Source organism: Kribbella koreensis (assembly GCF_039525325.1).
Lineage (GTDB): Bacteria > Actinomycetota > Actinomycetes > Propionibacteriales > Kribbellaceae > Kribbella > Kribbella koreensis.
Genome location: NZ_BAAAHK010000003.1, coordinates 16,157 through 41,281, shown reverse-complemented (window position 1 = coordinate 41,281; position 25,125 = coordinate 16,157). Strand labels below are relative to the sequence as shown.

Annotated in this window: 25 protein-coding genes; 18 read left to right on the top strand and 7 right to left on the bottom strand. The window is 69.6% G+C overall.

Features of this window, described 5'->3' with window-relative positions; genetic code table 11:
* The first annotated feature begins 39 nt into the window (after positions 1–39).
* Entirely contained in the window at positions 40–696 is a 657-nt protein-coding gene (locus tag ABD116_RS04150) for a response regulator (RefSeq protein ID WP_343964954.1), read from the top strand.
* 185 nt (positions 697–881) lie between these two features.
* Here ABD116_RS04150 and ABD116_RS04145 read toward each other — a convergent pair whose 3' ends face one another.
* Together ABD116_RS04145 and ABD116_RS04140 are read right to left on the bottom strand one after the other, a co-directional pair.
* Positions 882–1,541 carry an NAD(P)(+) transhydrogenase (Re/Si-specific) subunit beta gene (locus tag ABD116_RS04145; protein WP_343964952.1) on the bottom strand — a complete coding sequence of 220 codons (660 nt, stop codon included), beginning with the start codon at positions 1,539–1,541 and terminating at the stop codon, positions 882–884.
* Between the two features lie 44 nt (positions 1,542–1,585).
* Positions 1,586–2,257, bottom strand: a complete 672-nt coding sequence (locus tag ABD116_RS04140) for a helix-turn-helix domain-containing protein (RefSeq protein WP_343964950.1) — start codon at positions 2,255–2,257, stop codon at positions 1,586–1,588.
* A gap of 121 nt (positions 2,258–2,378) precedes the next feature.
* Between ABD116_RS04140 and ABD116_RS04135 the strand changes: the two genes are divergently transcribed.
* From ABD116_RS04135 to ABD116_RS04090, 10 genes are all read left to right on the top strand, one after another.
* A complete protein-coding gene (locus ABD116_RS04135) occupies positions 2,379–2,969 on the top strand; it encodes a 2-oxoacid:acceptor oxidoreductase family protein (protein WP_343964948.1) in 591 nt (196 codons plus the stop codon).
* Positions 2,953–4,197 carry a pyruvate ferredoxin oxidoreductase gene (gene porA / locus ABD116_RS04130; RefSeq protein WP_343964946.1) on the top strand — a complete coding sequence of 415 codons (1,245 nt, stop codon included), beginning with the start codon at positions 2,953–2,955 and terminating at the stop codon, positions 4,195–4,197. The genes ABD116_RS04135 and porA overlap by 17 nt, the downstream gene beginning before the upstream one ends.
* Before the next feature lie 10 nt (positions 4,198–4,207).
* Positions 4,208–5,215 (top strand): thiamine pyrophosphate-dependent enzyme, encoded by a 1,008-nt coding sequence (locus ABD116_RS04125; protein ID WP_343964944.1) that lies wholly within the window; start codon positions 4,208–4,210, stop codon positions 5,213–5,215.
* Positions 5,208–6,845: an NAD(P)-binding protein gene (locus ABD116_RS04120; protein WP_343964942.1), complete on the top strand. Its 1,638-nt coding sequence runs from the start codon at positions 5,208–5,210 to the stop codon at positions 6,843–6,845. The genes ABD116_RS04125 and ABD116_RS04120 overlap by 8 nt, the downstream gene beginning before the upstream one ends.
* A gap of 27 nt (positions 6,846–6,872) precedes the next feature.
* Complete coding sequence (locus ABD116_RS04115; RefSeq protein ID WP_343964940.1) at positions 6,873–7,712, top strand: universal stress protein; 840 nt, start codon at positions 6,873–6,875, stop codon at positions 7,710–7,712.
* 162 nt (positions 7,713–7,874) lie between these two features.
* Positions 7,875–8,837 carry an ATP-binding cassette domain-containing protein gene (locus ABD116_RS04110; protein WP_343964938.1) on the top strand — a complete coding sequence of 321 codons (963 nt, stop codon included), beginning with the start codon at positions 7,875–7,877 and terminating at the stop codon, positions 8,835–8,837.
* Between the two features lie 92 nt (positions 8,838–8,929).
* Positions 8,930–9,088: a hypothetical protein gene (locus ABD116_RS04105; RefSeq protein WP_343964936.1), complete on the top strand. Its 159-nt coding sequence runs from the start codon at positions 8,930–8,932 to the stop codon at positions 9,086–9,088.
* A 45-nt stretch (positions 9,089–9,133) separates the two neighbouring features.
* Positions 9,134–11,227 (top strand): phosphate acetyltransferase, encoded by a 2,094-nt coding sequence (pta, locus tag ABD116_RS04100; RefSeq protein WP_343964934.1) that lies wholly within the window; start codon positions 9,134–9,136, stop codon positions 11,225–11,227.
* Positions 11,220–12,416 (top strand): acetate/propionate family kinase, encoded by a 1,197-nt coding sequence (locus ABD116_RS04095; RefSeq protein ID WP_343964932.1) that lies wholly within the window; start codon positions 11,220–11,222, stop codon positions 12,414–12,416. Before pta ends, ABD116_RS04095 begins: the two co-directional genes overlap by 8 nt.
* 533 nt (positions 12,417–12,949) lie before the next feature.
* Positions 12,950–14,500, top strand: a complete 1,551-nt coding sequence (locus tag ABD116_RS04090; RefSeq protein WP_343964930.1) for a heparinase II/III domain-containing protein — start codon at positions 12,950–12,952, stop codon at positions 14,498–14,500.
* Between the two features lie 4 nt (positions 14,501–14,504).
* Here the strand turns inward: ABD116_RS04090 and ABD116_RS04085 are convergent, their stop codons facing one another.
* On the bottom strand, positions 14,505–15,146 hold the full coding sequence (locus tag ABD116_RS04085; RefSeq protein ID WP_343964928.1) for a glycerophosphodiester phosphodiesterase: 642 nt from the start codon (positions 15,144–15,146) through the stop codon (positions 14,505–14,507).
* Positions 15,143–16,042, bottom strand: a complete 900-nt coding sequence (locus ABD116_RS04080) for a lysylphosphatidylglycerol synthase domain-containing protein (protein ID WP_343964926.1) — start codon at positions 16,040–16,042, stop codon at positions 15,143–15,145. Before ABD116_RS04080 ends, ABD116_RS04085 begins: the two co-directional genes overlap by 4 nt.
* Positions 16,043–16,191: 149 nt before the next feature.
* Here ABD116_RS04080 and ABD116_RS04075 point away from each other — a divergent pair, with 149 nt between their 5' ends.
* Both ABD116_RS04075 and ABD116_RS04070 read left to right on the top strand, forming a co-directional pair.
* Entirely contained in the window at positions 16,192–17,094 is a 903-nt protein-coding gene (locus ABD116_RS04075; RefSeq protein WP_343964924.1) for a hypothetical protein, read from the top strand.
* 17 nt (positions 17,095–17,111) lie between these two features.
* A complete protein-coding gene (locus tag ABD116_RS04070) occupies positions 17,112–17,861 on the top strand; it encodes a phosphatase PAP2 family protein (RefSeq protein ID WP_343964922.1) in 750 nt (249 codons plus the stop codon).
* A 6-nt stretch (positions 17,862–17,867) separates the two neighbouring features.
* On the opposite strand, the gene ABD116_RS04065 is transcribed toward ABD116_RS04070, so the two are convergent.
* Positions 17,868–18,185, bottom strand: a complete 318-nt coding sequence (locus ABD116_RS04065) for a hypothetical protein (protein ID WP_343964920.1) — start codon at positions 18,183–18,185, stop codon at positions 17,868–17,870.
* 5 nt (positions 18,186–18,190) lie between these two features.
* Positions 18,191–18,403, bottom strand: a complete 213-nt coding sequence (locus tag ABD116_RS04060; RefSeq protein WP_343964918.1) for a DUF1918 domain-containing protein — start codon at positions 18,401–18,403, stop codon at positions 18,191–18,193.
* A gap of 211 nt (positions 18,404–18,614) precedes the next feature.
* Here ABD116_RS04060 and ABD116_RS04055 point away from each other — a divergent pair, with 211 nt between their 5' ends.
* The 5 genes from ABD116_RS04055 to ABD116_RS04035 all read left to right on the top strand — a co-directional run bounded on the left by ABD116_RS04055 (position 18,615) and on the right by ABD116_RS04035 (position 23,714).
* Complete coding sequence (locus tag ABD116_RS04055) at positions 18,615–18,890, top strand: DUF1876 domain-containing protein (RefSeq protein ID WP_343966578.1); 276 nt, start codon at positions 18,615–18,617, stop codon at positions 18,888–18,890.
* 95 nt (positions 18,891–18,985) lie between these two features.
* Positions 18,986–19,684 carry a LiaF transmembrane domain-containing protein gene (locus ABD116_RS04050; protein WP_343964916.1) on the top strand — a complete coding sequence of 233 codons (699 nt, stop codon included), beginning with the start codon at positions 18,986–18,988 and terminating at the stop codon, positions 19,682–19,684.
* Between the two features lie 8 nt (positions 19,685–19,692).
* Positions 19,693–20,457, top strand: coding sequence for an ABC transporter ATP-binding protein (locus ABD116_RS04045; RefSeq protein ID WP_343964914.1), 765 nt, complete (start codon positions 19,693–19,695; stop codon positions 20,455–20,457).
* Between the two features lie 5 nt (positions 20,458–20,462).
* The gene (locus ABD116_RS04040) at positions 20,463–22,880 is read left to right on the top strand and encodes an ABC transporter permease (protein ID WP_343964912.1); all 2,418 of its coding nucleotides are present in this window, start codon (positions 20,463–20,465) and stop codon (positions 22,878–22,880) included.
* A 99-nt stretch (positions 22,881–22,979) separates the two neighbouring features.
* Positions 22,980–23,714 (top strand): esterase/lipase family protein, encoded by a 735-nt coding sequence (locus ABD116_RS04035; RefSeq protein WP_343964910.1) that lies wholly within the window; start codon positions 22,980–22,982, stop codon positions 23,712–23,714.
* Here the strand turns inward: ABD116_RS04035 and ABD116_RS04030 are convergent.
* Positions 23,683–25,125, bottom strand: a complete 1,443-nt coding sequence (locus ABD116_RS04030; RefSeq protein WP_343964908.1) for a WS/DGAT/MGAT family O-acyltransferase — start codon at positions 25,123–25,125, stop codon at positions 23,683–23,685. The two genes, ABD116_RS04035 and ABD116_RS04030, sit on opposite strands and share 32 nt — an antisense overlap.

Below are 25,125 nucleotides of genomic sequence, written 5' to 3'. Positions count from 1 at the left end.
GTTCCCCAGGACAGTCTGCGAGGGCGGGAGTGGCGCGCGATGACGATCAAGGTGTTCCTGCTGGACGACCACGAAGTGGTCCGTCTCGGGCTGCGGCAGTTGCTGGAGGCCGAGGAGGACATCGAGGTGATCGGTGACGCCGGTACGGCCGCGCAGGCGATCGCGCGGGTGCCCGCGCTGCGCCCGGACGTCGCGGTACTGGACGTCCGGCTGCCCGACGGCGACGGCATCTCGGTCTGCCGCGACCTGCGGTCGGCGATGGACGACCCGCCGGCCTGCCTGATGCTGACGTCGTACTCCGACGACGAGGCGCTCTTCACCGCGATCATGGCCGGCGCGGCCGGGTACCTGCTCAAGCAGGTCAGCGGCACCGACCTGGTCGGAGCGGTGCGATGCCTGGCCGCGGGGGAGTCGTTGCTGGACCCGGCGATGACGACAGCCGTGCTCGAGCGACTGCGGCACCCGGCCGAGGAGGACGACGACCCGCGGTACAAGTCGCTGACCGAGCAGGAACGCCGGATCCTCGACCTGATCGCCGAGGGCAAGACGAACCGGCAGATCGCCCAGGAGATGTTCCTGGCCGAGAAGACCGTGAAGAACTACGTCTCCGGCCTGCTCCGCAAGCTCGACATGGAACGCCGCACCGAGGCGGCCGTCTACGCCGTGGAGCGGACCAAACGCCGCCCGGCGAAGTGAGCTACCGGGTCCGAACACCCCGTCCATCGATCTCCTCCACTTCGATCACGCGGTAAGGACTCCAGTCAGTCACCTGAAGACTCCCGTCAAGTCCCCCGGCGCCTGCGTCAATCGAACCTGGCCGATCCTGCCGAGATCAGTGCCACAGGCCCTCAGTTCATGGGACCCAGGTCCCTGCGGACCGGTCATCCTCGATTTCGCGGCGGGATCAGCCGACCAGCGCCTTGGTGGCCTGGGCGATGGCGTCGAGGCCGGTCTTGGCGTCGCTGAACAGCATCCGGGTCTTCGGATCGGTGAACAGCGGGTTGTCGATATCGGCGTACCCGTGCCCCATCGACCGCTTGATGACGATCACGGAGCCGGCCTTGTCGGCATCGAGGACGCTCGGCGAGCGTGCCGGCCAGGTCGACCAACTCGTTCTGGGCCCGGGCCGCGGCCAGTCCGTAGCCCGGGACGATGACGACGGAACCGGCATAGGCCAGTTGCATCGCCACGTCGTCGGCCGCCACGGACTGCACGGCTCCGCCCTGGTCGTCGGTGATCCCGGCCGGGACGGCGTGGTCGCCACTGCCGAACCCACCGGCCACGATGTTGCCCAGCGACCGGTTCATCGCCTTGGCCATCAAGACGGTGAGGATCGTGCCCGAGGCACCGACGAGCGCGCCGGCGGTGATCAGCACCGTGTTGCTGAGCAGGAAGCCGGCCATCGCCACGGCCATACCGGTGCAGGCGTTCAGCAGCGAGACGACCACGGGCATGTCGGCGCCGCCGATCGGGAGCACGAAGGTGACCCCGAGAACGATCGCGGTCAGGTACTGGGTTGGGCGTGCTCTGTCCGCTCTCACCGGGGTGACCCCGAGGGCCGCCGGTCCACGGCGACGAGGAGGCGTCACCAGGTACGGATGCGGCGTCCGGTGATCTGCTCGGGCTCGACCACGACGTATACCTGGCGGTCGCCGCCGGCCCACGGTTCGAGGTCCAGCAGCTTGCGGAGCTGCGCGGTCTCGTGCGGGCCTGCCTGCCGGGCGACGCCGTCGATCAGAACGCTCCAGCCCTCGTGCATGCCGTCGTCGATCCGGTCGACCTCGAAGGCGACCGCGCCCGTACCGTAGCGGCCCAGCGCGGTGGTCGCGCCGGTCCGGAAGACCACGGCCCCGTCGTGCATCGCGAAGTTCACCGGTACGACGTACGGCCGGCCGACCAGCTGGAAGGCGATCCGCCCGACGCCTCCGGGCTCGATCAGCCGGCGGCACTCGTCTTCGCGCATGGTGTCGAGCACCGGGTGCCGCGCTGCCCGGCCGTGGCCGGCAGGCTGCTCGGAGTGGGCGCCGAGCAGATCGGAGATGGTGGTGTCGAGCGCGTCGGCCAGCCGGATCAGGTCGCCGCCGGTCAGTGCGACCGGAGCGGTCTCGATCCGGTCGACGTACGAGGGATCCATCCGGGCCCGCTCGGCGACCTCGTCCCGGCTGAGGCCGAGCGCGGTTCGCCGGCCACGCACCCGCCGGCTCAGATCGCCGCCGGTCCAGCCGTGTCCTTGCCCGGTCCGCTTCGTCGTGTTCATGGCCATCGCCTCCGTGAACATCAGACCGCGCCGCGGCCCCGGCGATCATCTGCCATCTGCCCTGTGACCACAGGACCTATGTCCCTCCCGGCCGCCGGTGCCTGGCGGAGACGATCGATGCATGTTCCAGATACGAGTGCATGGACGGGGCGGCCAGGGGGTGGTGACCACTGCCGAGCTGCTGTCCGTCGCGGCCTTCGCCGAAGGGCGGTACGCGCAGGCGTTCCCCACGTTCGGGTCCGAACGCACGGGCGCGCCGGTGGTCGGCTACTGCCGCATCGACGACCTGCCGATCCGCAGCCACGAGCCGGTGGGCAAGCCCGACGCGGTACTGATCCAGGACGCCACCCTGCTGCACCAGGTGGATGTCTTCGACGGTCTCGACACCGACGGCTATCTGCTCATCAACACGTCCCGCGACCTGGCCGCGCTCGGTCTGGCCGACTACGTCCAGCGGTTCGCCAGGGACCGGGTGATGACGGTGCCCGCGAGCGAGCTGGCGCTGAAGCACCTGGGCCGTCCGTTGCCGGGAGCGGTACTGCTCGGCGCCTTCGCGGCGCTCACCGGTGAGGTCGACGTCGCCTCGGTGAACAAGGCGATCCGGGAGCGCTTCTCCGGCTCCGTCGCGGCCGGCAACGTCGCCGCGGCCGACGAGGCCTATGACCATGTCCGCGCCCAGCTCGAGGAGAGGGTTCGTGCGCAAGCAGATTGAGGGTTCCCGCGGGGTCGCCGAGGCGGTCGCGCTCTGCCGGCCGGAGGTGATCTGCGCCTATCCGATCTCGCCGCAGACCCACATCGTCGAGGCGCTCAGTTCACTGGTGAAGGCCGGTGAGCTGGCGCCGTGCGAGTACGTCAACGTGGAGTCCGAGTTCGCCGCGATGTCGGTCGCGATCGGCGCCTCCGCGGCCGGTGCGCGGGCGTACACGGCCACCGCCAGCCAAGGCCTGCTCTACATGGCCGAGCCGCTGTACAACGCCTCCGGCCTCGGCCTGCCGATCGTGATGACGGTGGCCAACCGGGCGATCGGGGCTCCGATCAACATCTGGAACGACCACAGCGACTCGATGTCCCAGCGCGACTCGGGCTGGATCCAGCTGTACGCCGAGACGAACCAGGAAGCGCTCGATCTGCACATCCAGGCGTTCCGGATCGCCGAGGAGCTGTCCCTGCCGGTGATGGTCTGTATGGACGGCTTCGTGCTGACCCACGCGGTCGAGCAGGTGGACGTCCCGGACCAGGCGCAGGTCGATGCCTTCCTGCCGCCGTACGTTCCGCGCCAGGTGCTCGACCCGGCCGACCCGGTCTCGATCGGCGCGATGGTCGGCCCGGACGCCTTCACCGAGGTGCGGTACCTCGCCCACGACAAGCAGATGCAGGCGCTCGACCTGATCCCGGCGGTCGCAGCCGACTTCGGCGCGGCCTTCGGACGTGACTCCGGTGGGCTGGTTCGTCCGTACCGATGCGGCGACGCCGAGACCATCGTGGTCGCCCTGGGATCGGTGCTCGGCACGATCAAGGACACCGTCGACGAGCTCCGGGCCGGTGGAATGCGGATCGGCGCACTCGGGCTGACCTCGTTCCGGCCGTTCCCGCTGGACGCCGTCCGGAGCGCGCTCGGCAACGCGCGGCGGGTCGTCGTACTGGAGCGCGCGCTGGCGGTCGGTATCGGCGGCATCGTCTCCGCGAACGTCCGGATGGCCCTGTCGGGGATCTCGCTGCACGGCTACACCGTCATCGCCGGCCTCGGTGGCCGGCCGATCACCAAGGCTTCGCTGACCCGGCTGTTCCACGACGCCGCCGCGGACGAGCTCGAACCGCTGACCTTCCTCGACCTGAAGCGGGATCTGGTCGAGCGCGAACTGCAGCGGACCAGGACGATCCGGCGCTCCGGCCCGGCCGCGGAGAACCTGCTGCGCGACCTCGGTACCCGGACCGGTTGAGAGGACAGCCATGGAACGCGTGAGGTTCTACCAGATCGGAAGCTACGCGGCCGGGAACCGGCTGCTCGACAGCGAACTGCAGACCGTGCAGTCCGACACCCATCGGACGAACTCGCTCAACTCCGGGCACCGAGCCTGCCAGGGCTGCGGCGAGGCACTTGGCGCCCGGTACGTCCTGGACGCCGTGATGCGGGCCACCGACCGCCAGATGGTCGCGGTCAACGCGACGGGCTGCCTCGAGGTCTTCTCCACGCCGTACCCCGAGAGCGCCTGGCAGGTCCCGTGGCTGCACTCGCTGTTCGGCAACGCGCCGGCGGTGGCCACCGGGGTCGCCGCGGCACTCAAGGCGAAGGGGCAGACCGGCGTACGGGTGATCGGCCAGGGTGGCGACGGTGGGACCGTCGACATCGGGCTGGCCTGTCTGTCCGGCATGTTCGAGCGCAACGACGACGTGCTGTACATCTGCTACGACAACGGCGGCTACATGAACACCGGCGTCCAGCGGTCCGGCGCGACCCCGCACGGCGCGGCGACGACGACCACCCCGGCCGTCGGCCCGCAACCGGGCAACGACTTCGGGCAGGGCAAGAACCTGCCGGCGATCGCGATGGCGCACCGCATTCCGTATGTCGCGACGGCGACAGTCGCCGACCTCCGTGACCTCGAGTACAAGGCGACCCGGGCGATGGAGTTCCGCGGCGCGCGGTACCTGCACGTCCTGGTGCCCTGCCCGCTGGGCTGGCGGACCGCGTCGAACGAGACCATCCAGATCGCCCGGCTGGCCACCGAGACCGGGGTCTTCCCCGTCTTCGAGGCCGAGGACGGCGAGGTGGTGGCGGTCTCCAAGATCCGCAGGCGCCGGCCGGTCGAGGACTACCTGCGGCCGCAGGGCCGGTTCGGGCACCTGTTCGGCGAGCAGCGCCGCGACGACATCATCGCCAGGATCCAGGCCGAGGCGGACCGCAACGTCCGGATCTTCGGCCTGACCGAACCGGAAAGGAGCCAGGTAGATGCCTGAGGCAAGCAAGCACGATTCGCTCCCGTTCGCGATCACCCTCGACGTCGGATCCAGCCTGGCCAACAAGACCGGCGCCTGGCGGACCGAAGTACCGGCGTACGTCGATCGGCTGCCGCCCTGCAACGACGCCTGCCCGGCCGGGGAGAACATCCAGCAGTGGCTCAAGCACGCCGAGGAGGCGGACTACGAGTCGGCCTGGCGGGCGATCATGGCCGACAACCCGTTCCCGGCCACCATGGGCCGGATCTGCTACCGCCCCTGCGAGACGGCCTGCAACCGGGCCACCCTGGACGAGCCGGTCGGCATCAACTCGGTCGAGCGCTTCCTCGGCGACGAGGCGATCAAGCAGGGCTGGAACGTCACGCTGACGCTGCCTCCCAGCGGTAAGCACGTGCTCGTGGTCGGCGCCGGCCCGTCGGGGCTCTCGGCGGCGTACCACCTGCGGCTGCTCGGCCACGAGGTCACCGTCCGGGACAGTTGCCCGGAAGCCGGCGGCATGATGCGGTACGGCATCCCTGCCTACCGGCTGCCGCGCGACGTCGTCGACGCGGAGATCCGCCGGATCACCGACCTCGGAGTCCGGCTGGAGCTCGGTACCAAAGTGACGGACCTGGAGGCCGAGCTGGCCGCCTTCGACGCCGTCTTCCTGGCGGTCGGGGCGCACATCGGCCGGCGAGCGGACATTCCCGCTGGTGACTCCGCCCGCATCCTCGACGCCGTCTCCGTGCTGGCCGGGGTGGAGGAGGGCGAGCAGCCGTTGCTCGGCCGCCGGGTCGCTGTCTACGGCGGTGGCAACACCGCGATGGACGTCGCCCGGACCGCCCGCAGGCTCGGCGCCACCGACGCCGTCGTCGTGTACCGCCGCACCCGCGACCGGATGCCGGCCCACGAGATCGAGGTCGAGGAGGCGCTCGAGGAAGGGGTGCGGATGCGCTGGCTGTCGACCATCGCGTACGCCGACGAAGGCCGGATCAGGATCGAGAAGATGAAGCTCGACGAGACCGGGTTCCCGCAGCCGACCGGTGAGTTCGAGGACCTGGACGCAGACTCGGTGGTCCTGGCCCTGGGGCAGCTGTCGGACCTGGCGCTGGTGGAGGGACTCGACGATGTCGTGATCAGCGACCATGTGGTCCAGGTCGGCGCGCATCTGATGACCGGCCGGCCGGGCCTGTTCGCCGGTGGCGACATGATCCCGTCGGAACGCACCGCGACGGTGGCGATCGGGCACGGCAAGAAGGCTGCCCGCAACATCGACGCGTGGCTGCGCGGTACGACGGATCAGCGGCCGCCCCGCCACGACCTGGCCACGTACGACCGGCTGAACACCTGGTACTACTCCGACGCGCCGGCGACCGTCCGGCCCCGGCTGGAGCTCGCCCGCCGGATCAGCACCTTCGACGAGGTGACCGGCGGTCTGGACGCATCGACCGCGCTGTTCGAGGCGCGCCGCTGCATGTCCTGCGGCAACTGCCTGGAGTGCGACAACTGCTTCAGCGTCTGCCCGGACAACGCGGTGATCAAGCTCGGGCACGGCAAGTACGAGATCGACCTCGACTTCTGCAAGGGCTGCGGGCTGTGTGCCGCCGAGTGCCCGAGCGGCGTGATCGAGATGTTCCCCGAACGTTCCTGAAGTTGCCGATGGCAAGGAGATTGACCGATGTACGAAGGAAAGAAGTTCGTCCTGGTCGGGGTCGACGAGACTCCGGAGAGCCAGCTGGCCCTGCACTGGGCCGTCGACGCGGCCCGGACCGGCGGAATGGCCGTCCGGGTGATCCGCGCCTATCTGCCCGAGGTGAGTCAGTGGCCGGCCATCGGCGCGGAGGGCTACATCCCGCACACGCCGGTCGACGAGTACCAGGCGCAGCTGGACGCCGCGGTCGCCTATGTGCGTGATCGCCTGGGCTACGAGGCAGGTTCGGGCTGGCTGGCGTGCGAGAGCGCCGCCAACGCGATTCTGGCCGAGGCGCCGCAGGCCGAGCTGATCGTGGTCGGGACGCGGGCGCACCATCGGCTGGGGACCGTGCTCGGCTCGGTGGCGACCGCCGTGACCGCTCGGGCGGCGTGTCCGGTCGTAGTCGTCCGCGGGACGGACAGGACCGGGCCGATCCTGGTCGGTACGGACGGGTCGCCGGACTCCGAGCGCGCGATCGAGTTCGCGTTCGAGTACGCGGCGCGCATCGGCGTACCGCTGGATGTCGTCTACTGCCGGCAGCCGCAGAGCCGGGGTGAGTCAGCCAATGCCGACGCGCAGACCCTGCTGCGGGACTGGCTGGCGGAGAGCCTGGCGACGTACTGCGACAAGTACCCCGGTGTGAAGGTGAAGGCCAGGGTCGTCGACGGCCGTCCGGCGACGGCGTTGGCCGAACTGACCACCGGCGCGTCGCTCGTGGTCGTCGGATCGCGGGGCCGCGGCGGTGTCGCCGGCCTGCTGCTCGGCTCCGTCAGCCAGAGTCTGCTGCGGACCGCCGACTGCCCGGTCGTCGTCGTCCGTCGCTGAGGTCTTTGCCGGAAGGTCCCTGCGGGGGTGGGGACCTTCGGCCCGCGTGACGAGGCCCCTTCCCGGGTCCAGCGGCCTCTCGGGTCAGGTCCGATTCCCGTGTGCCAGGTCACACCGGAAACGGAAGACTCAGGGGCAAGGATCGAGGGAAGGAAAAGGGCGATGAACACCATCCGGAAGCAGACCACCACCGACCTGGCGCTGGACGAACCGATCGTGGTGGACGGCCTGTCGGTGTACGGCGTCGAGCTGGGCGAGCTGCGGGTCCGGCGGGGTGAGGTCGTCGCGCTGGTCGGTCCGAACGGGTCCGGCAAGAGCTCGGTGAGCCAGGTTCTGGTGGGCGCGCTGCCGGCATCGACCGGTACGGCCCGAGTGCTGGGTCTGGACCCACTGGACGGCGCGGCCGCGCTCAAGGGACGGCTGGGCTTCCTGGTCCGTGACCTGGAGACGATGGGGTCGCTGACCTCCCGCGACGTACTGGACATCTGCGCGGCGGTCCGGGACTGCACGACGGCGTACGCGCTGGAGCTGGCCGCGCGGCTGGAGCTGGACCTGGACCAGCCCATGAGCCGGCTGAGCCGGGGCCAACTGCGCCGGCTGGGCATCGTCCAGGCCCTGATGCACCGCCCAGAGGTCGTCGTCCTCGACGACCCGACGACAGAGCTGGACGAGGCCGGTTGCGTGACGCTGGCGGAGGTCCTGCGCGAGGTGGCGGCCGAAGGCGCCGCAGTACTGGTCACCGCCCAGAGCGAGACCGAGGCGGAGTCCTACGCCGACCGGATCGCAACCTTCTCCCAACTGACGGCCACCGACCGGAGCACGACCACCGCGCCGGCTCCCGTCCCCATGCCGGAACCTCCCTCCGCGGCAGAACCCACCCCGGCGCCGGAGTCCACCGCCGTGCCGGCACTCGGCACCGCGCCGGCGACCTGCTCAGGTTCAGAGGTACCGGCCGCGGCGAAACCTCGAATCCTCAACCGGTCCTCGGCGCCGCATGGTTCAGTCCCGCGGCCGGCCGGTGATGCGCGACGGTGCCGGCTGACCGGATCGGATCCGTCGGCCCGCCCGCCGCCCGGGTCGAGACAGGTGGCGCACGCGACGATCGCCGGCCCGCCCGGCAGGTGACCTGCAGACGGCCGGTACGACGGGACACTGTCGGACCGGCCTCCACCGCGCAACGACCCGGTGGCCATCATTCGTGGAAACGGAGGCAACTCATGCTCGTCTTTCTGATCGTTCTCCTGGTTCTCTGGCTGGTCCTGACGATCATCGGCTTCGCCATCAAGGGTTTGGTCTGGCTCGCGATCATCGGGATCGTGCTGTTCCTGGGGACCGGCGCCATCGGGTACGTCCGGCGCAAGGCGGCCAACCGCTGACCGGTCCAGCTTGATGCTTCCGGAGTACCGACTAGGGTTTCGGCCATGGAGAGCAGCGTGTACGTCGCATCGGTGGAGGGATATACCGGCAAGTCCACGGTGGCGCTCGGAGTGCTCCAGCAGTTGTCCAAGCGGGTTGAGCGGGTGTCGGTGTTCCGGCCGATCGTGCGGCCGGACACCGCGCTGTACGGCGGACGCGACTACGTCCTGGACCTGCTCACCTCGCACGACGCTGTCTCGCTGCCGTACGACGAATGCGTCGGGGTGACGTACGACGAGGTGCACAAGGACCCCGACGCGGCGCTCGACCGGATCGTGCAGCGGTACCGCGACGTAGTTGATCGTGGTGACCCGGTGCTGATCGTCGGGAGCGACTACACCGACGTCGGGACGCCGACCGAGTTCTCCTACAACGCGAGGATCGCGGCCAACCTCGGAGCGCCGGTTCTCCTGGTGCTGAACGGTTCGGGGCGCAGCCCGGCGGACCTGCGGACGCTGGCCGACATGGCCGGCGCGGAGCTGGCGGCCAACCACGGCTCGCTGTTCGCGGTCGTCGCCAACCGGGTCGGCGGTGATGAGCTGGCGTCGGTCATCGCGGCGCTGGCGGGTACCGGCGTACCGGCGTACGCGATCCCCGAGGAGCCGCTGCTCAGCGCCCCGGCCGTGACGGATCTGATGAAGGCGGTCGACGGGCGGCTGCTCGGTGGCGATCCGCGGCTGCTGGCGCGGGAGGCCAGCGGGTTGGTGGTGGCCGGGATGACGATGCCGAACGTGCTGGACCGGCTGTTCGAAGGCGCAGCGGTGATCACCGCGGCGGACCGCCCTGAGGTCGTGGTCGGTGTGCTGATGGCGCACGCCTCGCAGAACTTCCCACAGGTCTCGGCGATCTTCCTGAACGGTGGTTTCGAGCTGCCGCCGCAGATCCTGCGACTGATCGAGGGCATCGGCAGCACGATGCCGCTGATCGAGACCGGCCTCGGTACCCACGCCGCATCGACTGCATTGACCGCCGTCCGCGGCCGGCTGACCAAGGACTCGGCGCGCAAGGTGGACCGGGCGCTGGCGTTGTTCGACCAGCACGTCGACGGGACCGCGTTGCTGGACCGGCTCGCGGTGGCGCGCAGCGCGGCGGTCACGCCGTTGATGTTCGAGCACCAGCTGGTCGACGAAGCTGTTGCCCAGCGCAAGCACATCGTGCTGCCCGAGGGTGAGGAGGAGCGGATCCTGCGTGCCGCCGACGTCGTACTGCGCCGTGGTGTCGCCGATCTGACCTTGCTCGGCGATCCGGTCGTGATCAGTGCGAAGGCGGCCGCGCTCGGCGTGGACCTCTCGGCCGCGCGGATCCTGAGCCCGGACGACGAGGAGCTGGGGGAGCGGTTCGCGCAGGAGTACCACCGGCTGCGGCAGCACCGCGGGGTCGACCTCGACAAGGCCCGCGAAGTCGTCCGGGACGTGTCGTACTTCGGCACGATGATGGTGCAGCTCGGCCTGGCCGACGGGATGGTGTCGGGATCGGTGCACACCACCGCGCACACGATCCGGCCGGCGCTCGAGGTGGTCAAGACGCTGCCCGGTGTCTCGGTCGTCTCCTCGGTGTTCTTCATGTGCCTGGAGAATCAGGTCCTGGTGTACGGCGACTGCGCGGTGAACCCCGATCCGACGTCCGAGCAGCTGGCTGACATCGCGATCTCGTCGGCGGCGACCGCGGCGGCCTTCGGGGTCGAGCCGCGGGTGGCGATGCTGTCGTACTCGACCGGTACGTCCGGCAGCGGGACCGACGTCGAGAAGGTGTCGAAGGCGACCGGGATCGTCCGGGAGCGGGCGCCTTCGTTGCTCGTGGAGGGGCCGATCCAGTACGACGCGGCGATCGACAGCGCGGTGGCACGGACGAAGTTGCCGGACTCGGAGGTCGCGGGCCGGGCGACGGTGTTCATCTTCCCTGACCTCAATACGGGCAACAACACCTACAAGGCGGTGCAGCGGTCGGCCAATGCGGTCGCCGTGGGACCGGTGCTGCAGGGTTTGCGGAAGCCGGTGAACGACTTGTCCCGTGGGGCGACCGTGCGGGACATCATCAACACGGTGGCGATCACGGCGGTTCAGGCGCAGTACGGCGTACGGGGTGGAACTGATGAGTGAGCACGTGCTGGTGATCAATGCAGGCTCGTCGTCACTGAAATACAGCCTGATCGACGCCGGGTCGGGGAAGGCGGCCGGGTCCGGCCTGGTCGAGCGGATCGGCGAGGCGGAGGGCCGGCACCTGCATCGCGGACCTGACGGCGAGACGAGTACCGACGGCAAGATCGACACCCATGAGGACGCGTTGCGCGCGGCCCTGGACGCCTTCGAGACCCATGGCCCGTCGCTGGACGCGGTCGAGGTCGCCGCGGTCGGCCATCGCGTGGTCCACGGCGGATCGCGGTTCGCCGACCCTGTGCTGATCGACGACGAGCTGATCGACGCCGTCACCGCGCTCGTGCCATTGGCGCCGCTGCACAACCCGGCGAATCTCGAGGGGATGCGGGTGGCTCGGCGGCTCTTCCCGGAGCTGCCGCAGGTCGCGGTCTTCGACACCGCGTTCCATCAGACCCTCGAGCCGGCGGCCTACACCTACGCGGTGCCGCTGGCTTGGCGTGACGACCATGACATCCGCCGGTACGGCTTCCACGGTACGTCCCACGCCTTCGTCTCGGCTGAAGCAGCACGATTCCTCGGCCGCGACCCGGCCGGGCTGAACGTGATCGTCCTGCACCTCGGCAACGGCTGCTCGGCCGCGGCGATCCGGGGCGGCGTCTCGGTCGACACCTCGATGGGCATGACCCCGCTGGAAGGACTGGTGATGGGCAGCCGCTCCGGCGACCTGGATCCGGCGATCCACGCCCACCTGGTCCGCGAACTCGGCTGGACCGTCGAGGAGGTCGACCACGCCCTGAACTTCGACTCCGGCCTGAAAGGCCTTGCCGGAGGCAACGACTTCCGCGAACTCTCCACCCGCGTGGAGGCCGGTGACCCGGTCGCCCAACTGGCCTTCGACGTCTACTGCCACCGGATCAAGAAATACGTCGGCGCGTACTACGCCGTCCTCGGTACCGTCGACGCCATCGTCTTCACGGCGGGGGTCGGTCAGAACGGTGCCGACGTCCGCGCGGCGTCGCTCGGCGGGCTCGAGCGGCTGGGGATCCGGATAGATGCCCAACGCAACGATGCGGCCGCGGAGGGGAGCCGGCTGGTGTCCGCCGACGACAGCCCGGTGGCAGTGCTGGTGATCCCCACCAACGAGGAGTGGCAGATCGCGCGCGAGGCGCTCGCGGTCGTCGGAAGCTCCTGACAGGCCGCCGGGCTGCGCGGCCGCGGTACCGGGGTCCCGTTCTGTTGGGGACCTAGGACCCTGGTCGCTCCCTGACACCGATCGGACCCTCTAAGCAGTGAACCGCCGCCGCCCGGCGGCGCTGCTGCGGAGGGGAACGAACCGATGAAACCGAGGGGCCTGGCCGTGGTGATCACGGCCATCGCGATGATGACCGGGGCGATGACCACGGCGTCGTCATCGCCGGTGGCGACACCGGGGATCGCGATCCTGCCCGATCTGCCGGAGCCGTCGGCGCGCAGTTCGTCGCGGGCGCGAGCAACGTCGTACCGGCGACAGCCGCGCCGGCCGACGACATCCGGACAGACCCGTCGAAGGCTGTCGCGGCGGGCTTCTACACCTGTCCCGGGTTCAGCTCCGTCGACGACCAGACGCCGCTCGCGAACCTGTATCGCGACATCTACACCTGGGGACCGTTCGCGCCGTACAAGGTCGGCAACGGCGGTGGCAACATCAATTGGCGTCTGAACCCGTACAAGAACCCCAGCTGGTACATGTGGTTCCACTCGCTGCGCTGGCTGGGCCAGGGCATCGTCGCGGCCGGTCAAGGCGACCTGACCGCGCTGACCCGGGTGAACACGATCGCCTACGACTGGTCGCGTGACAATCCGTACTCCTGGAAGGCCGACGTCGGCGCCTGGGAGTCGACCATGCACCGGACCAACGTGCTGATCTGTCTGCGCCAGGCGATCCTGTCCGGCCTGCAGGTCACCACGCTGCCGGCCAAGTACGCCTGGCTGGACACCGCGCTGGTCAACCACGCCAGGTTCCTGACGGCGAACTGGAGCGGTGCCTGGAACCACGGCACCGACGAGAGCATCGCCCTGTTCGGGGTCGGCTGCACGCTGGGCCGGTCCGACTACAAGCAGACCGCGCAGAGCCGACTGGCCGCCGGGATCACCACCTCGATCGATACCCAGGGCTCGACCAACGAGCAGTCCGTCGGGTACGCGCAGTTCAACTACTCGCTGTGGGGGCGTGCGGTGACCGTGCTGCAGAACTGCGGCGCCGTCCCCGGGTCGACCATCTCGAGCCGGCGGACGCTGATGGCGACCTGGCTCGCGTTGGCCACGACTTCGCTCGGCAAGCTGCACCAGCTCGGTGACTCGGAGTTGCTGGCGACCCTTGCCGCGCCCGGTACGCCGATGGAGTACGCCGCATCGCTCGGCACCAGAGGCACCGCACCGTCGAAGCGGGTCGGGATCTACTCGGCCGGTTACGTGTTCGGCAGGACCGGGTGGGGCGCGGTCCGGGGCTTCACCGGCGAATCGACGTACAGCATCAGGTTCGGTCCGGCCCGGGCGATGCACGGACACAGTGACCACACGTCGATCACCTACACCGCTCGTGGCCGCGACATCCTCGTCGACAGCGGGCACGCGGGGTATCAGAACGACGTCTGGCGTACCTGGGCGAAGAGCCCCGCCGCGCACAGCATGATGACGACACCACGGACCGCCGACCGCCTTCCGGTGACCAAGCTGACCAGGTCGCTGGTGAAGGCGAATGCCGAGTTCTACGAGTTCAGCGACGTACCGGGTACCTCGATCAGCCGGACGCGCGCAGTACTGGTGCTGAAGGATCCGGACCTGGTGGTCTCACTCGACCGCGGACTGGCCAAGACACCGCAGGCGTTCCAGACTCTGTGGCACCTGCCCGCCGACCAGCGCGCGACCGTGTACTCCCGCGCTACCGCCATCGCGATGGCCCCGGGCGACTCGACCAGGACGATCATCTTCCAGATCCCTTACCGGCAAGCGCTTCCGCCAGGCGCGACTCTGGTGAAGCAGGGCCAGACCAACCCGATCCAGGGCTGGTACTACCCGAGCACCTTCAACCGGAAGTCCGCGCCGACCCTGATGCAGGCAAGGTCCGGTACGTCCGCGACGATCCTGTCGTTCGTCGTACCGGTGCGGGCGACCGGATCGGTCACCTACACGACTCACTGGTCAGGCACCAGCTACGTGATCGCCCTCGATGTTGCCGGCCAACGGGTCTCCGTAGGAGTGTCGGCCGGGGGAGGGCTCTACCGGGCGACGCCGTAGCGCGTCAGTGCTCCGGATCGAACAACCGCAGGTCCTTCCCGATCATGCCGTCCACACCCAGGGCGTGCGCCTTGACGAGGTCGTCCTCGTTGTCCACCGGCCAGGTGAGGACGACCTCGGCGCCGCGCCGCAGCTCAGTGACGAGCTCGGGGGTGAGGAGTCGCCGGTGAACACAGGCCCCGTACGCCGGCCTGCTGCGCAGCCTGGAACGCAACCGCCGCAGGCCGCGCCGGCTCCCGGCCGACAGCACCGGTCGTACCGACGGCAGCTCCCGGAACGCCCTGAGCATCCACCAGTGCTGGGTACACACGGTGACAACGGTGTCCGGACACGTGTCGCGCAGGACGGCCGCCACCCGGCCGGCCAGACGGGGATGGATCCCTTTCAGATCCAGCAACAACCGCGGTTCGCCGCCCATCGCCTCGATGAGTTCGGGCAGCTCGTACAGCTCGATGTCGCGCCGGAGGAGCAGCTCGTCCCGCTCCCACAACCAGCGGGGGCCCAGCGACTTCAGGTGACGTACCTCGAGGCGACCGCGGAAGGCGTGCACGTCGGCCTCGATCAGGTCCGCGCCGGCGTCGAGCGCGGCCCGCAAAGCGCCGAGGTCGTTGCCGGCCCGATGCGCCACCACCAACCGCGGTCTCATGCTGTCGCAGGCTCTCGGGACCTGCCTCGCCAGCGCAGGAAGTGGGAACCGCCGCCCAGCAGCAGCGCCGGAACCCAGTAGAGCAGCGCCGTCAGGGCGACCGCCCCGAACGCGGCGCTCCAGGGAACGCCGATCGAGGCGAGACCGGCGACCAAGGCACCTTCACGCGGGCTCGCGCCGTGCACGCCGGGCAGGATTCCGGCGATCTGGCTGGCCCCGAAGACGGCGATCAACTGGAACGGGGACACCGAGTCGCCGACGGCCTGCAACGCCCCGATCAGCAGGCCGAGGATGCTGGCCTGATAGCCGATCGACAAGACGATCCCCAGCGCGAACACCTTCGGCGACGGCAACGGCCAGCGTCGGGTCAGCCCGGGACGCCGCCGGGACACGACGATCGCGGCCACCAGCGCGACGGCCGCGATGCCGAGCGCCACCGCGATCACGACCGGCGGGAGCGCCACTCCGCAGACCACGACGGCGACGACCAGCCCGACGGCGCCGACGAACCGGTCGAGGGCGACCTCGGCGACGGCGGGGGCGCGGCGTACCCCGACGCCCTCGAGCCGGTGGATCCGCCACAGGTCGGCGCCGGCATGCCCTGGTGAGATGAGGCCGAGGATCTCACTCTCCGCATAGGTCCGCAGATGCCAGCGGCGCGATCTGCCACTGGTCGACACGGCGTGCCAGCGCAGCGGGCACAGGACGTACTTGCCGATCGCGAACGGCAGCAGGCCGATGATCGCCGGCAGGATCGCGGCGTGCGGGATCCGCTCGAAGTTCCACACGGACACGGTGACGGCGATCACGAGTACGGCGACGCGGACCGCGCGGTTGGCGATGAGCGCCCGCCCGAACCGCAGGCAGGCCTGGACTTGTTTCCGGCCGTGGTGCACGCGGCCTCCTTCCGACTCCCGGGCAGCGTCTCCTTGTGACACAGGAGACTTTCGGCCCGGTGTGTGCGGAACTACGCCCCTGGGAGCAACTGTGCGGCGTCGGTTTCAGTGTAGGCAGGTGATTCCAGAAGCCAGTGGGGTGAACGGTGATGCTCAAGTCCGGTACGACTCCTGATCGCGGCAGCAGACGGATCGTCCTGCTGCTCGCAGTGGTGCTCGCGGTCGCACTGGCGGCCGGCTCGGTGATAGTTCTGGTGAATCGCGATCAGCGGACGGACGGCCCCGGGCCCGTCGCATCCGCGACGCCGAGCGGCCCGGCTTCCACCCAGCCTTCGGCGTCTACTCAGCCTTCCGCGTCCACCCGGCCTTCGACCTCCGCGCGGCCGTCGCCGACGTCGACTGTGCCGTCGAATGCGCCCACCAACCGGCGCAGCGCGGCTGACTCGCTCTCGACGTTCTTCTCCTCGGCCGGCGTGCTGGATCGTCAACTGAAGGAGGCCGCGGCGGCGATCAACGCGTCCGGTCCGCCGTGGACCGCTGCGAACCCTGGGGTGGCTCAGAAGGTACGGGCCGCCAAGCTGGCTCCGGTGGCAGGCGCGATCCCAGCAGGCATGTCGCACGACCTCCTTCAGTCGGTGGTCCTGGTGCTGAGCGACCTGACGTCGAGGCGGTACGCGATGGGATCCTTCGAGTTCCAGCCGTCGGATCCGTACGCGAACCTGCTGCGCGAACTCCGCAACGGCCACCCGGCCGCGGCGCGGTACGCCGATGACGTGGCCGCCGCCCGCGCGCTGGCCCGCTCGACTGCTCCGTTGGCGCCGGTGCCGGGCAGTTCCCGGCGTACAGCCGAGGTGCTGCTGCTGGTCCGCTACGTCACGCTCGCGAACGGCGGCTGCGGGTCGCGGGGCGGCGCCGTGCTGACCCGGCTGCCCGAGGTCGTTTGGGGCCCTGTCACCCGGAACCCCGAAGCCGACGGCACGGTCGGCGGGGTGGCCTTCAGCGCCGACCTGGATTCGGACGGGCGCTGGCAGGTCAACCTGTTCGCCTGCTGACCGGGAGGGGTGTAGAGATGGTCACGATCAGCCGCCAGGCCGCGCTGCGCGCCTCGCAGAAGATGAGGCCGGTTCTGCGTGAGATCGCCGTGATCGCCGGGGGCATCGTGTTGTACTTCGGTGTCCGCGGCCTGATCGACAGCCGGGTCGACACTGCTTTCCGCAACGCCGCGCACGTGGTCAACCTCGAGCAGTCCGTCGGTTTGTTCACCGAGCCGGCACTGCAGGCCGCGGCGTCGCAGCACGGCTGGCTGCTGCGGGCCACGGACTACATCTACATCTACGGCCACTGGCCGGTCGTGCTGACAACCCTGCTGTGGTTACTGATCCGGCATCGCGCCGCGTACCGGCGGTTTCGCGACGCGATGCTCATCTCCGGCGGGATCGGGCTGGCGATCTTCGCCCTCTTCCCGGTCGCCCCGCCGCGATTCCTGACCAGCTACGGTTTCGTCGACACGGTGACCCAGCAGACCTCGGCGTACCGGGTCCTGCAACCACCGGCCTTCGTGAACCAGTACGCCGCGGTGCCGAGCCTGCACTTCGGCTGGAACCTGTTGATGGGGATCGCCGTGGCGGGATTCGCCGGCCATTGGCTGGCCCGGCTGTTCGGCTGGCTGATGCCACTGTGGATGCTGATCTCGGTCGTACTGACCGCGAACCACTACCTGTTCGACGCCCTGGCCGGCGGCACCGTCGCGCTGTTCGGTCTCGCGGTGGCAACCCGGTTGGCCAGAGCCCGCGAACGGCGTACCGACCATTCACAATAAAAGGGCTCAACGTTCCCGGCGGCCTGGCGCCGCGGCCCCGGCCCGGCCGGCGCCCGAGAAGGCCGTCGCGATGCCGAGGACGAAGCCGACGTCGTACCAGTTGCCGTTGTTGTGCACCTCGTAGATGCTCACCTTGCTGGTGAACAGGGAGATCACGAAGGTGATCGGGCTGATCAGGCCGTGCCACAGGCCCAGCCAGAAGCCGGCGTCGTGCCCCGCGCCGGCTCCGGCGACATCGTTGGCCCCGGCGGCACAGGCGGTCAGCAACAGCAGGCAGGCCGCTGTTGCCGCGATCCAGCCGCGGCGGGGGCTTCTCTTGGGCATCGTCGTCAACGGCTGTGCTGCTCTCGCATCTGTTCGGCCGTCATGATGTGGGCTCCTGGGCCCGGAATGAAGACGGTCTCGGTGCCGGTGTCGTCCCAGCGGACCAGGTACGGCGGATCGCCGGCCGGACCGTGGACCTCCAAGATCTGACCGTGCCGCCTCATCTCACTCAGATGGGTGCTCTCGACCACCACCCAGTCGCCAGGCGTTGCCTTCATCGTGCTGGTCCTTCCCGTGGGGCAAGTCGTCCTTCCAGCCAATCCCCGGTCGCCCGGCCGCTACAGGGCTCAAGGACCCGGTCGGGTGGGACTTAGGTCCCGGCCGGCGCCGGGCAGGTCCCATCGGAAGGGACCGGACGACTCTGGGCCGGCTCGCTGCGGCGGCCGACGATGACAGTGCAGAACTGTCTAGCAAGAAGGGGTGACGACGATGGTGGCGACGAAACGATGGACCGTCGAGATCTTCATCGACGAGCACGAGGACGACCGGAGCACCCACGCCGAGGCGCGGTTGCACACCGACGACGACACGCACCTGATCGGCCGGGGGACCGCCCACCGCAACCCCGGCGACCGCGAGATCGCGGAGATCGGCGACGAGGTCGCGGTGGCCCGGGCGCTGTCGAAGCTGTCGCGCGAGCTGCTCCACGCCGCGACCGGTGACATCGAGCAGATCACCAAGCACCACGTCCACCTGCACAGCTGACCGGGTGGCACTCCGGCACACGCTCCCGGGACTTTGGACCCTGCCCGGGACGCGTGGCCGGCGGAAGCGTGGAAGGTGGAGGAAAGGAGTTTGTGATGACACCGGTACGGATCTGGATCGGGCTGGTACTGCTGGCCCTTGGTGTGATCGGGATACTCCAGGCCGCCGGCGCCGGCCTGGGCGGAGTCACCGACTGGTGGCCGATCGCCGTGATCGGCCTCGGCCTGACGGCGCTGGTGACGAGGCGGCGCGCGACGGTAGGCCCACTGCTGCTCATCGCGCTGGGCTTCGTGCTGCTGGCCGACCAGCTGTCGTGGACCACCGGCAGCCTGTTCGGCCCGGCGTTGCTCGTCGTCGTCGGCCTGATCGTGCTGTTCGGTCTGACCCGCAGCAACCACAGCCCCAGCACCGGCTCGGGCAGCACCTTCGCACTGTTCGGTGGTACCCGCATGACCGACCGCTCCGAGCACCTGCAGCGCTGTGACGCCACGGCGATCGCCGGCAGCGTGACGCTCGACCTGCGCGAGTCGCGGATCGATGAGGCTGCCACGGTCGACGCCTTCGCCCTGATGGGCGGCGTGGACGTCCTCGTCCCACACGGGTGGCGGGTTGCCATCAAAGGCACCCCCATCCTCGGCGGCTTCGACGACAAGACCCACGCCGACGGCTACCTGCCACCGAACGCCCCGGTCCTGAACCTCAACGGCCTCGCGATCCTCGGCGGCGTCACCGTCGCCAACGAGCCCCGCGCCCTCGACCACCACCAAGACACCACCATCGCCCACCAGAACTGACGACCGCCATGGACCAGAGCACCAGCGTTCATCTGCGCGAGTCGTCGCCGGACCTGTCCGTCGGAACCCGGATAGATCTGGACGACGTGGTCAAGCAGTACGTCATCGGCGACACGACGGTGACCGCGCTGACGGACGTGAACCTTCATGTCGACGAGACTGCCTTCGTCGTCGTGCTGGGCCCCTCGGGAAGTGGCAAGACGACGCTGCTCAACATGATCGGGTTGCTCGACACTCCGACGGGCGGCCGGGTCGCGCTCAACGGCCGGGACATGACCGGGGCGTCGCGCGGCGCGCAGTTCGCGCTGCGGCGCCATACCGTGAGCTTCGTCTTCCAGACCTTCAACCTGTTCCCCGGACTGACCGCCCTGGAGAACGTGCAGTTCGGGGCCGAGGTCGCCGGACGCGGGTCAGCGGCCGAGGTCGCGCGGGCCGAGCTGGCCCGCGTCGGCCTGGCCGACCGGATGCGTCATTTCCCGCACCAGTTGTCGGGTGGCGAGCAGCAGCGGGTCGCGATCGCCCGGGCGCTGGCCACCGACAACCCGATCCTGCTGGCCGACGAGCCGACCGGGGAGCTCGACTTCGGCACCGGCGTACAGATCCTGGAACTTCTGCAGCAGCAGGCCGAGGCGGGCAAGACGGTTCTGGTCGTCACCCACAACCGCGAGTTGTCGCGGGTGGCGGACCGGGTGATCGAGCTGTCCAGCGGCCGCATCGTCAGCGACGGTCCACCGAGCGGCGGTAAGTGCCGCACGGCGGACCTGCACTGGTGACGGCCATGCGTGCGGGCTCTCTCCGGCTCTGGCTCACCTGGTCGTGGCGCGACCTGCGGCGCCGCTGGCTCCTGGTGACGACGCTCGCCCTGGTGATCGCCGTGGGAACCGGTGTGTACGCGGGTCTCGGTGGCACCAGCGCCTGGCGCATCGAGTCGAACGACCGCAGCTATCACAGTCTGGCGATGCATGACCTACGCGTGCAGTTGCCGGAAGGCGGGTTCGCCGCCGAGGGATCGCTGGCGCGCGCTGTCGCCGGTCTGCGGGATGCCTCCGCTGTCACCGCGGTGATCGAGCGACTGGTCACACCCACCCTCGTCGAGGTTCCAACCGGCACTGGCCCGCTACTCGTCCCCGGCGAGGTCGTGGGCATGCCGTCCGGTCAGGCCCCGGTCAATGCCTTGTACGTCGACGGCGGCCGGGGCCTTCGCTCCAACGACACCGCGGTGGCGGTGCTGGAGTCCAAGTTCGCGGCCGCGCACAACCTTCCAGCACAGGGACGCCTGTTGCTCAGCGCGGGTACATCGGTCGAGTACGTCGGAACCGGCTACACGCCGGAGTACTTCCAGGTGATCGGGCGCAGCGGCATGGTTCTGGGCGAGACGGGGTACGCCGTCGTGTTCATGCCGCGGGCCGCCGCACAGCACGCGACGGGGCACCCGGGCAAGGTGAACGATCTGGTCCTGCTGCTGCGACCGGGGAGTGACCAGCAGGCGCTGCGAGAGCAACTCGCCGCGGCGGTGGCGCCCTTCGGTGGAACCGTCACCACTCAGGCCGAGGATCCGGTCCACCGGGCGTTGTACGAGGACGCCCGCAACGACCAGACCACCTGGAACGTGTTCGCCTTCCTGATCCTGTTCGGAGCGGCGTTCGCGACCTTCAACCTGGTCAACCGGATGATCGAGGCCCAGCGCCGGGAGATCGGCATCGGCATGGCGCTCGGCGTACCGGCCCGCCGGCTCGCGGTCCGGCCGATGCTGGTCGGCGTACAGATCGCTGTCGTCGGGGTGATGGCGGGCATCGGCGTCGGCTGGCTCGTCGGCCGGGCGATGGGCAGTGTGATGGCGGACCTGCTGCCCCTGCCGGTCTGGGTGACACCGTTCCAGGCGGGCCGGTTCCTGCAGGCCGCCGTACTGGGGCTGCTCATCCCGATACTCGCTACCGTCGTTCCGATCATCCGCGCTGTCCGGATGGATCCGGTCCAAGCCATCCGGACGGGCGCGTACGGCGCGGCGCGATCAGGAGGCCGCCTGCTGTCGCTGCTGTCCAAGGCGCATCTGCCTGGACGCGCCTACCTGTCGATGTCGCTGCGCAACGTGCTCCGAGCCCCGCGGCGGACTGCGTTCACCGTGCTCGGTATCGCCGCCGCGATGACTTCGCTCGTGGCAGTACTCGGACTCCTGGACACCTTCTCCGCCGCCGGGCAGGCGAACCGGGCGGAGGTCGCGCACAGCAGTCCCGATCGGCTTGTGGTCACGCTGGACACGTACTACCCGCTGAGCTCCGACGCGATCCGCGCGGTTTCCGGGACCTCCGGCGTCACCGCGTCGGAGCCTCAACTGGCGGTCCCGGCAACCCTCACCGATGGGGGGACCGCGGTCGACGTCGTGGTCCAGGTGACCGATCTCGGCAACAAGATCTGGGCTCCGACTCTGCTTCGCGACACCGGTCGCAAGGACGGCATCGTGTTGTCGAGGAAGGCAGCGGACGACCTGGGTGTGGAGCCGGGCTCGACGGTCGGTCTGCGGCACCCGGTGAGATCGGCCGACGGCTTCCGCCTGGTCACCACCCAGGTACCGGTCCGCGCGCTGCATCCCGACCCGTGGCGCACTTTCGCCTATCTCGACACAGGTGGAGCTGAGCTCTTCGGGCTGACCGGCACCGCCAACCAGGTCACGGTGGTTCCTTCCGGGGGGAGCGATGAGCTCAGGAGCAGCCTGTTCCGGCTGCACGGCGTCGCGGCGATCGAGGCGGCGGGTGGTTTCGCCGAGGTGCTGGACAACGCGCTCGCCCAGTTCACCGGCATTCTCCGGGTGATCGAGGGCGCCACCGTCTTGCTGGCGCTGCTGATCGCGTTCAACACGGCGGGTATCAGCGCCGACGAACGGACTCGCGAACACGCCACGATGTTCGCTTTCGGCCTGCCGCCGCGGGTCGTCCTGGCGATGGCGATCGCCGAGAACGCCGTCATCGGCCTGCTCGGCACCCTCGTCGGTCTGGCCGGCGGCTACGCCGGGCTGCGGTACATCGTCTCCGGTTTCGACCAGGTGACACCAGAGCTCCTGGTCGAGCCCACCCTGTCCACCAGCACCGTGCTGCTCACGCTCGTGGTGGGCGTCTCGGTGGTTGCCCTCGCCCCGGTCCTGTCGCTGCGACGCGACCGCCGGATGAACATCCCCGCGGCCCTGCGGGTAGTGGAGTAGTCAGGCCTGGTCGCGAACTCCTCGAGGGTGCCTACACTTCGAAGGAGGAGGGCGACAAGCATGGCCGATGACCGGACCTGGGAACCGTACAGTCCATCCGTGGCGTCGCGTGGGCGAGAGGTGCTCGGGTGGCTGGCGTACCTCCAGGCGCTCGGACCACAGGTTGCGGCTGTGGACCCTCGTCGGTCGGACGAAGTACCGGTGCTGATGGTCCCCGGCTTCCTGGCCGGTGACTGGTCGCTGGTTCCGCTTGCGCGGCACCTGAGGCGCTCGGGCCATGCGACCTTCACCAGCGGCATCGTGCTGAACTGCGGTTGTACCGAGATGTTGCTCGAGTTGCTCGAACGCCGGCTGGAGCAGGTGGTCCAAGAAGCCGGCAGACCCGTCGCGCTGGTCGGGCAGAGCCGCGGTGGCACGCTCTGCCGGATGCTGGCGGTACGCCGCCCCGACCAGGTGGCGGGCCTTGTCACCTTGGCCTCACCACTGTTGCACCAACTGGCGACAACCCCGGAAATCATCACCCAGGTGAATCTGCTGGCCCGCTTGAACCTCGGTGCGTGGCCCTGGCTCGTCTCGACCGACTGCCTGTCCGGAGGCTGTGCGGATCGCACGAGTGCCCTGCTCGAGTCCGCCTGGCCAGACGGGCTGCCCTTCGTCTCGCTCTACTCACGCCAGGACGGAGTCGTCGATTGGCGCGCCTGTCTCGACCCTGCGGCGGAGCACGTCGAGGTCCGCAGTACCCACAACGGGATGGGCGCGGACCGAACCGTCCAGCGTTTGCTGTCGAGCAGGCTGAAGACCCTCACCGGACAGCCGCGCCAACCAGCACAGTGAGCTCCTCGGCCATCAAGTCGGCCAGCCGCTGGACGTCCGGAACCTGGTCACGATCCGCGACGACGCCGATGTGTATGTTCCCGCAGTAGCTCATCACGGTGATGTTGAGGCCAAGTCCGTCGGTGATGCCGGCCAGCGGCACGATCGACTCGACCTCCGCCCCGGCCAGGTACAACGGTTCCCGCGGTCCGGGCACGTTGGAGATGTTCACGTTCATCGCGGGGGTCCGGGGAGCCCAGGTGTTGAGCCGGGTCAGCAGTTGGGTGGTTCGGACGACGAGGACCGGAGGCACCATCCGGAGCGTGTCGGCCAGCGCGTCCGGAGCAGTGCTGCCGAGATCGCGCAGCGCGGTCAGCATCGCCGCCCGGGCGGCGATCAGGCGGGCGACCGGTTCGTCGACGTCGGTCGGAATGGGCACCACGACGGCGCTGAGATCGTTGCCGAAGGCGGTCGAGCGGCCGGCCCGCAACGAGACCGGTACGACTGCCGTCAGCGGCCGCCGGGGGAGTTCTTCGTGGTCCAGCAACCAGCGACGCAGCGCGCCGGCCGCGATCGCCATCACGACGTCGTTCACACTCACCTGGAACCGGTTCTTCACCGACCTCACCTGATCGAACCCGACGGTGGCGATGCCGATCCGGCGATGCGGGGAGATCTGCCGGTTGAACGATGTCCGCGGCGCCTGGACCGGGGCCCGGTGCCGGTGTTCCCGCCGGACCAGGGCGAGGCCGGCGCCGACCAGCCGGACCCCGGGCATGGTGCCGAAGACAGGCAGTTCGTCGACGCCGGACAGCATGGAGGGGATACCGGCCGCCGCCCGCAACGGCTGGCGGACGATGCCGGTGAGGCCGCGCCACAGCATCGACGGTGAGGACGGCCGCGAGGGCGGTGTGGCAGGGACCGGCGTGGTTGCCGCTGCTGGGGTGCGCGGCTGCGGTGCAGGGTCCGTGAGGGTCGCGACGATCTCCGCGCCCGCGAGGCCGTCGGCGACCGCGTGGTGGACCTTGGTCAGTACCGCAGCGCGACCGTTGGCGAGGCCCTGGATCAGGTACATCTCCCACAGTGGTCGCGAGCGGTCCAGCCGCCGGGAGAAGATCCGGGCTACCTGCTCACGCAGGATCTCGTCGTCGCCCGGCTCGGGCAGGGCGATCTCCCGCAGGTGGTACGACAAGTCACAGTCGGTCTCGGTCCAGTACGGACGGTCGAGCCCGAAAGGAACCCGGACCAGCCGCCGGCGAAACGCCGGGATCAGTGGCAGCCGCTCCTGGACGAGGTCGCGCAGACGGCCGGCCGTGAGCCGTCCGCCGGGCAACGCCGACGGATCGAAGGTGATCAGGGCTGCGGTGTGGGTGCTGACCCGGTTGTTCTCCGCGGCCAGGTACATCATGCCGAGATCGTCGACCTGCCGCAT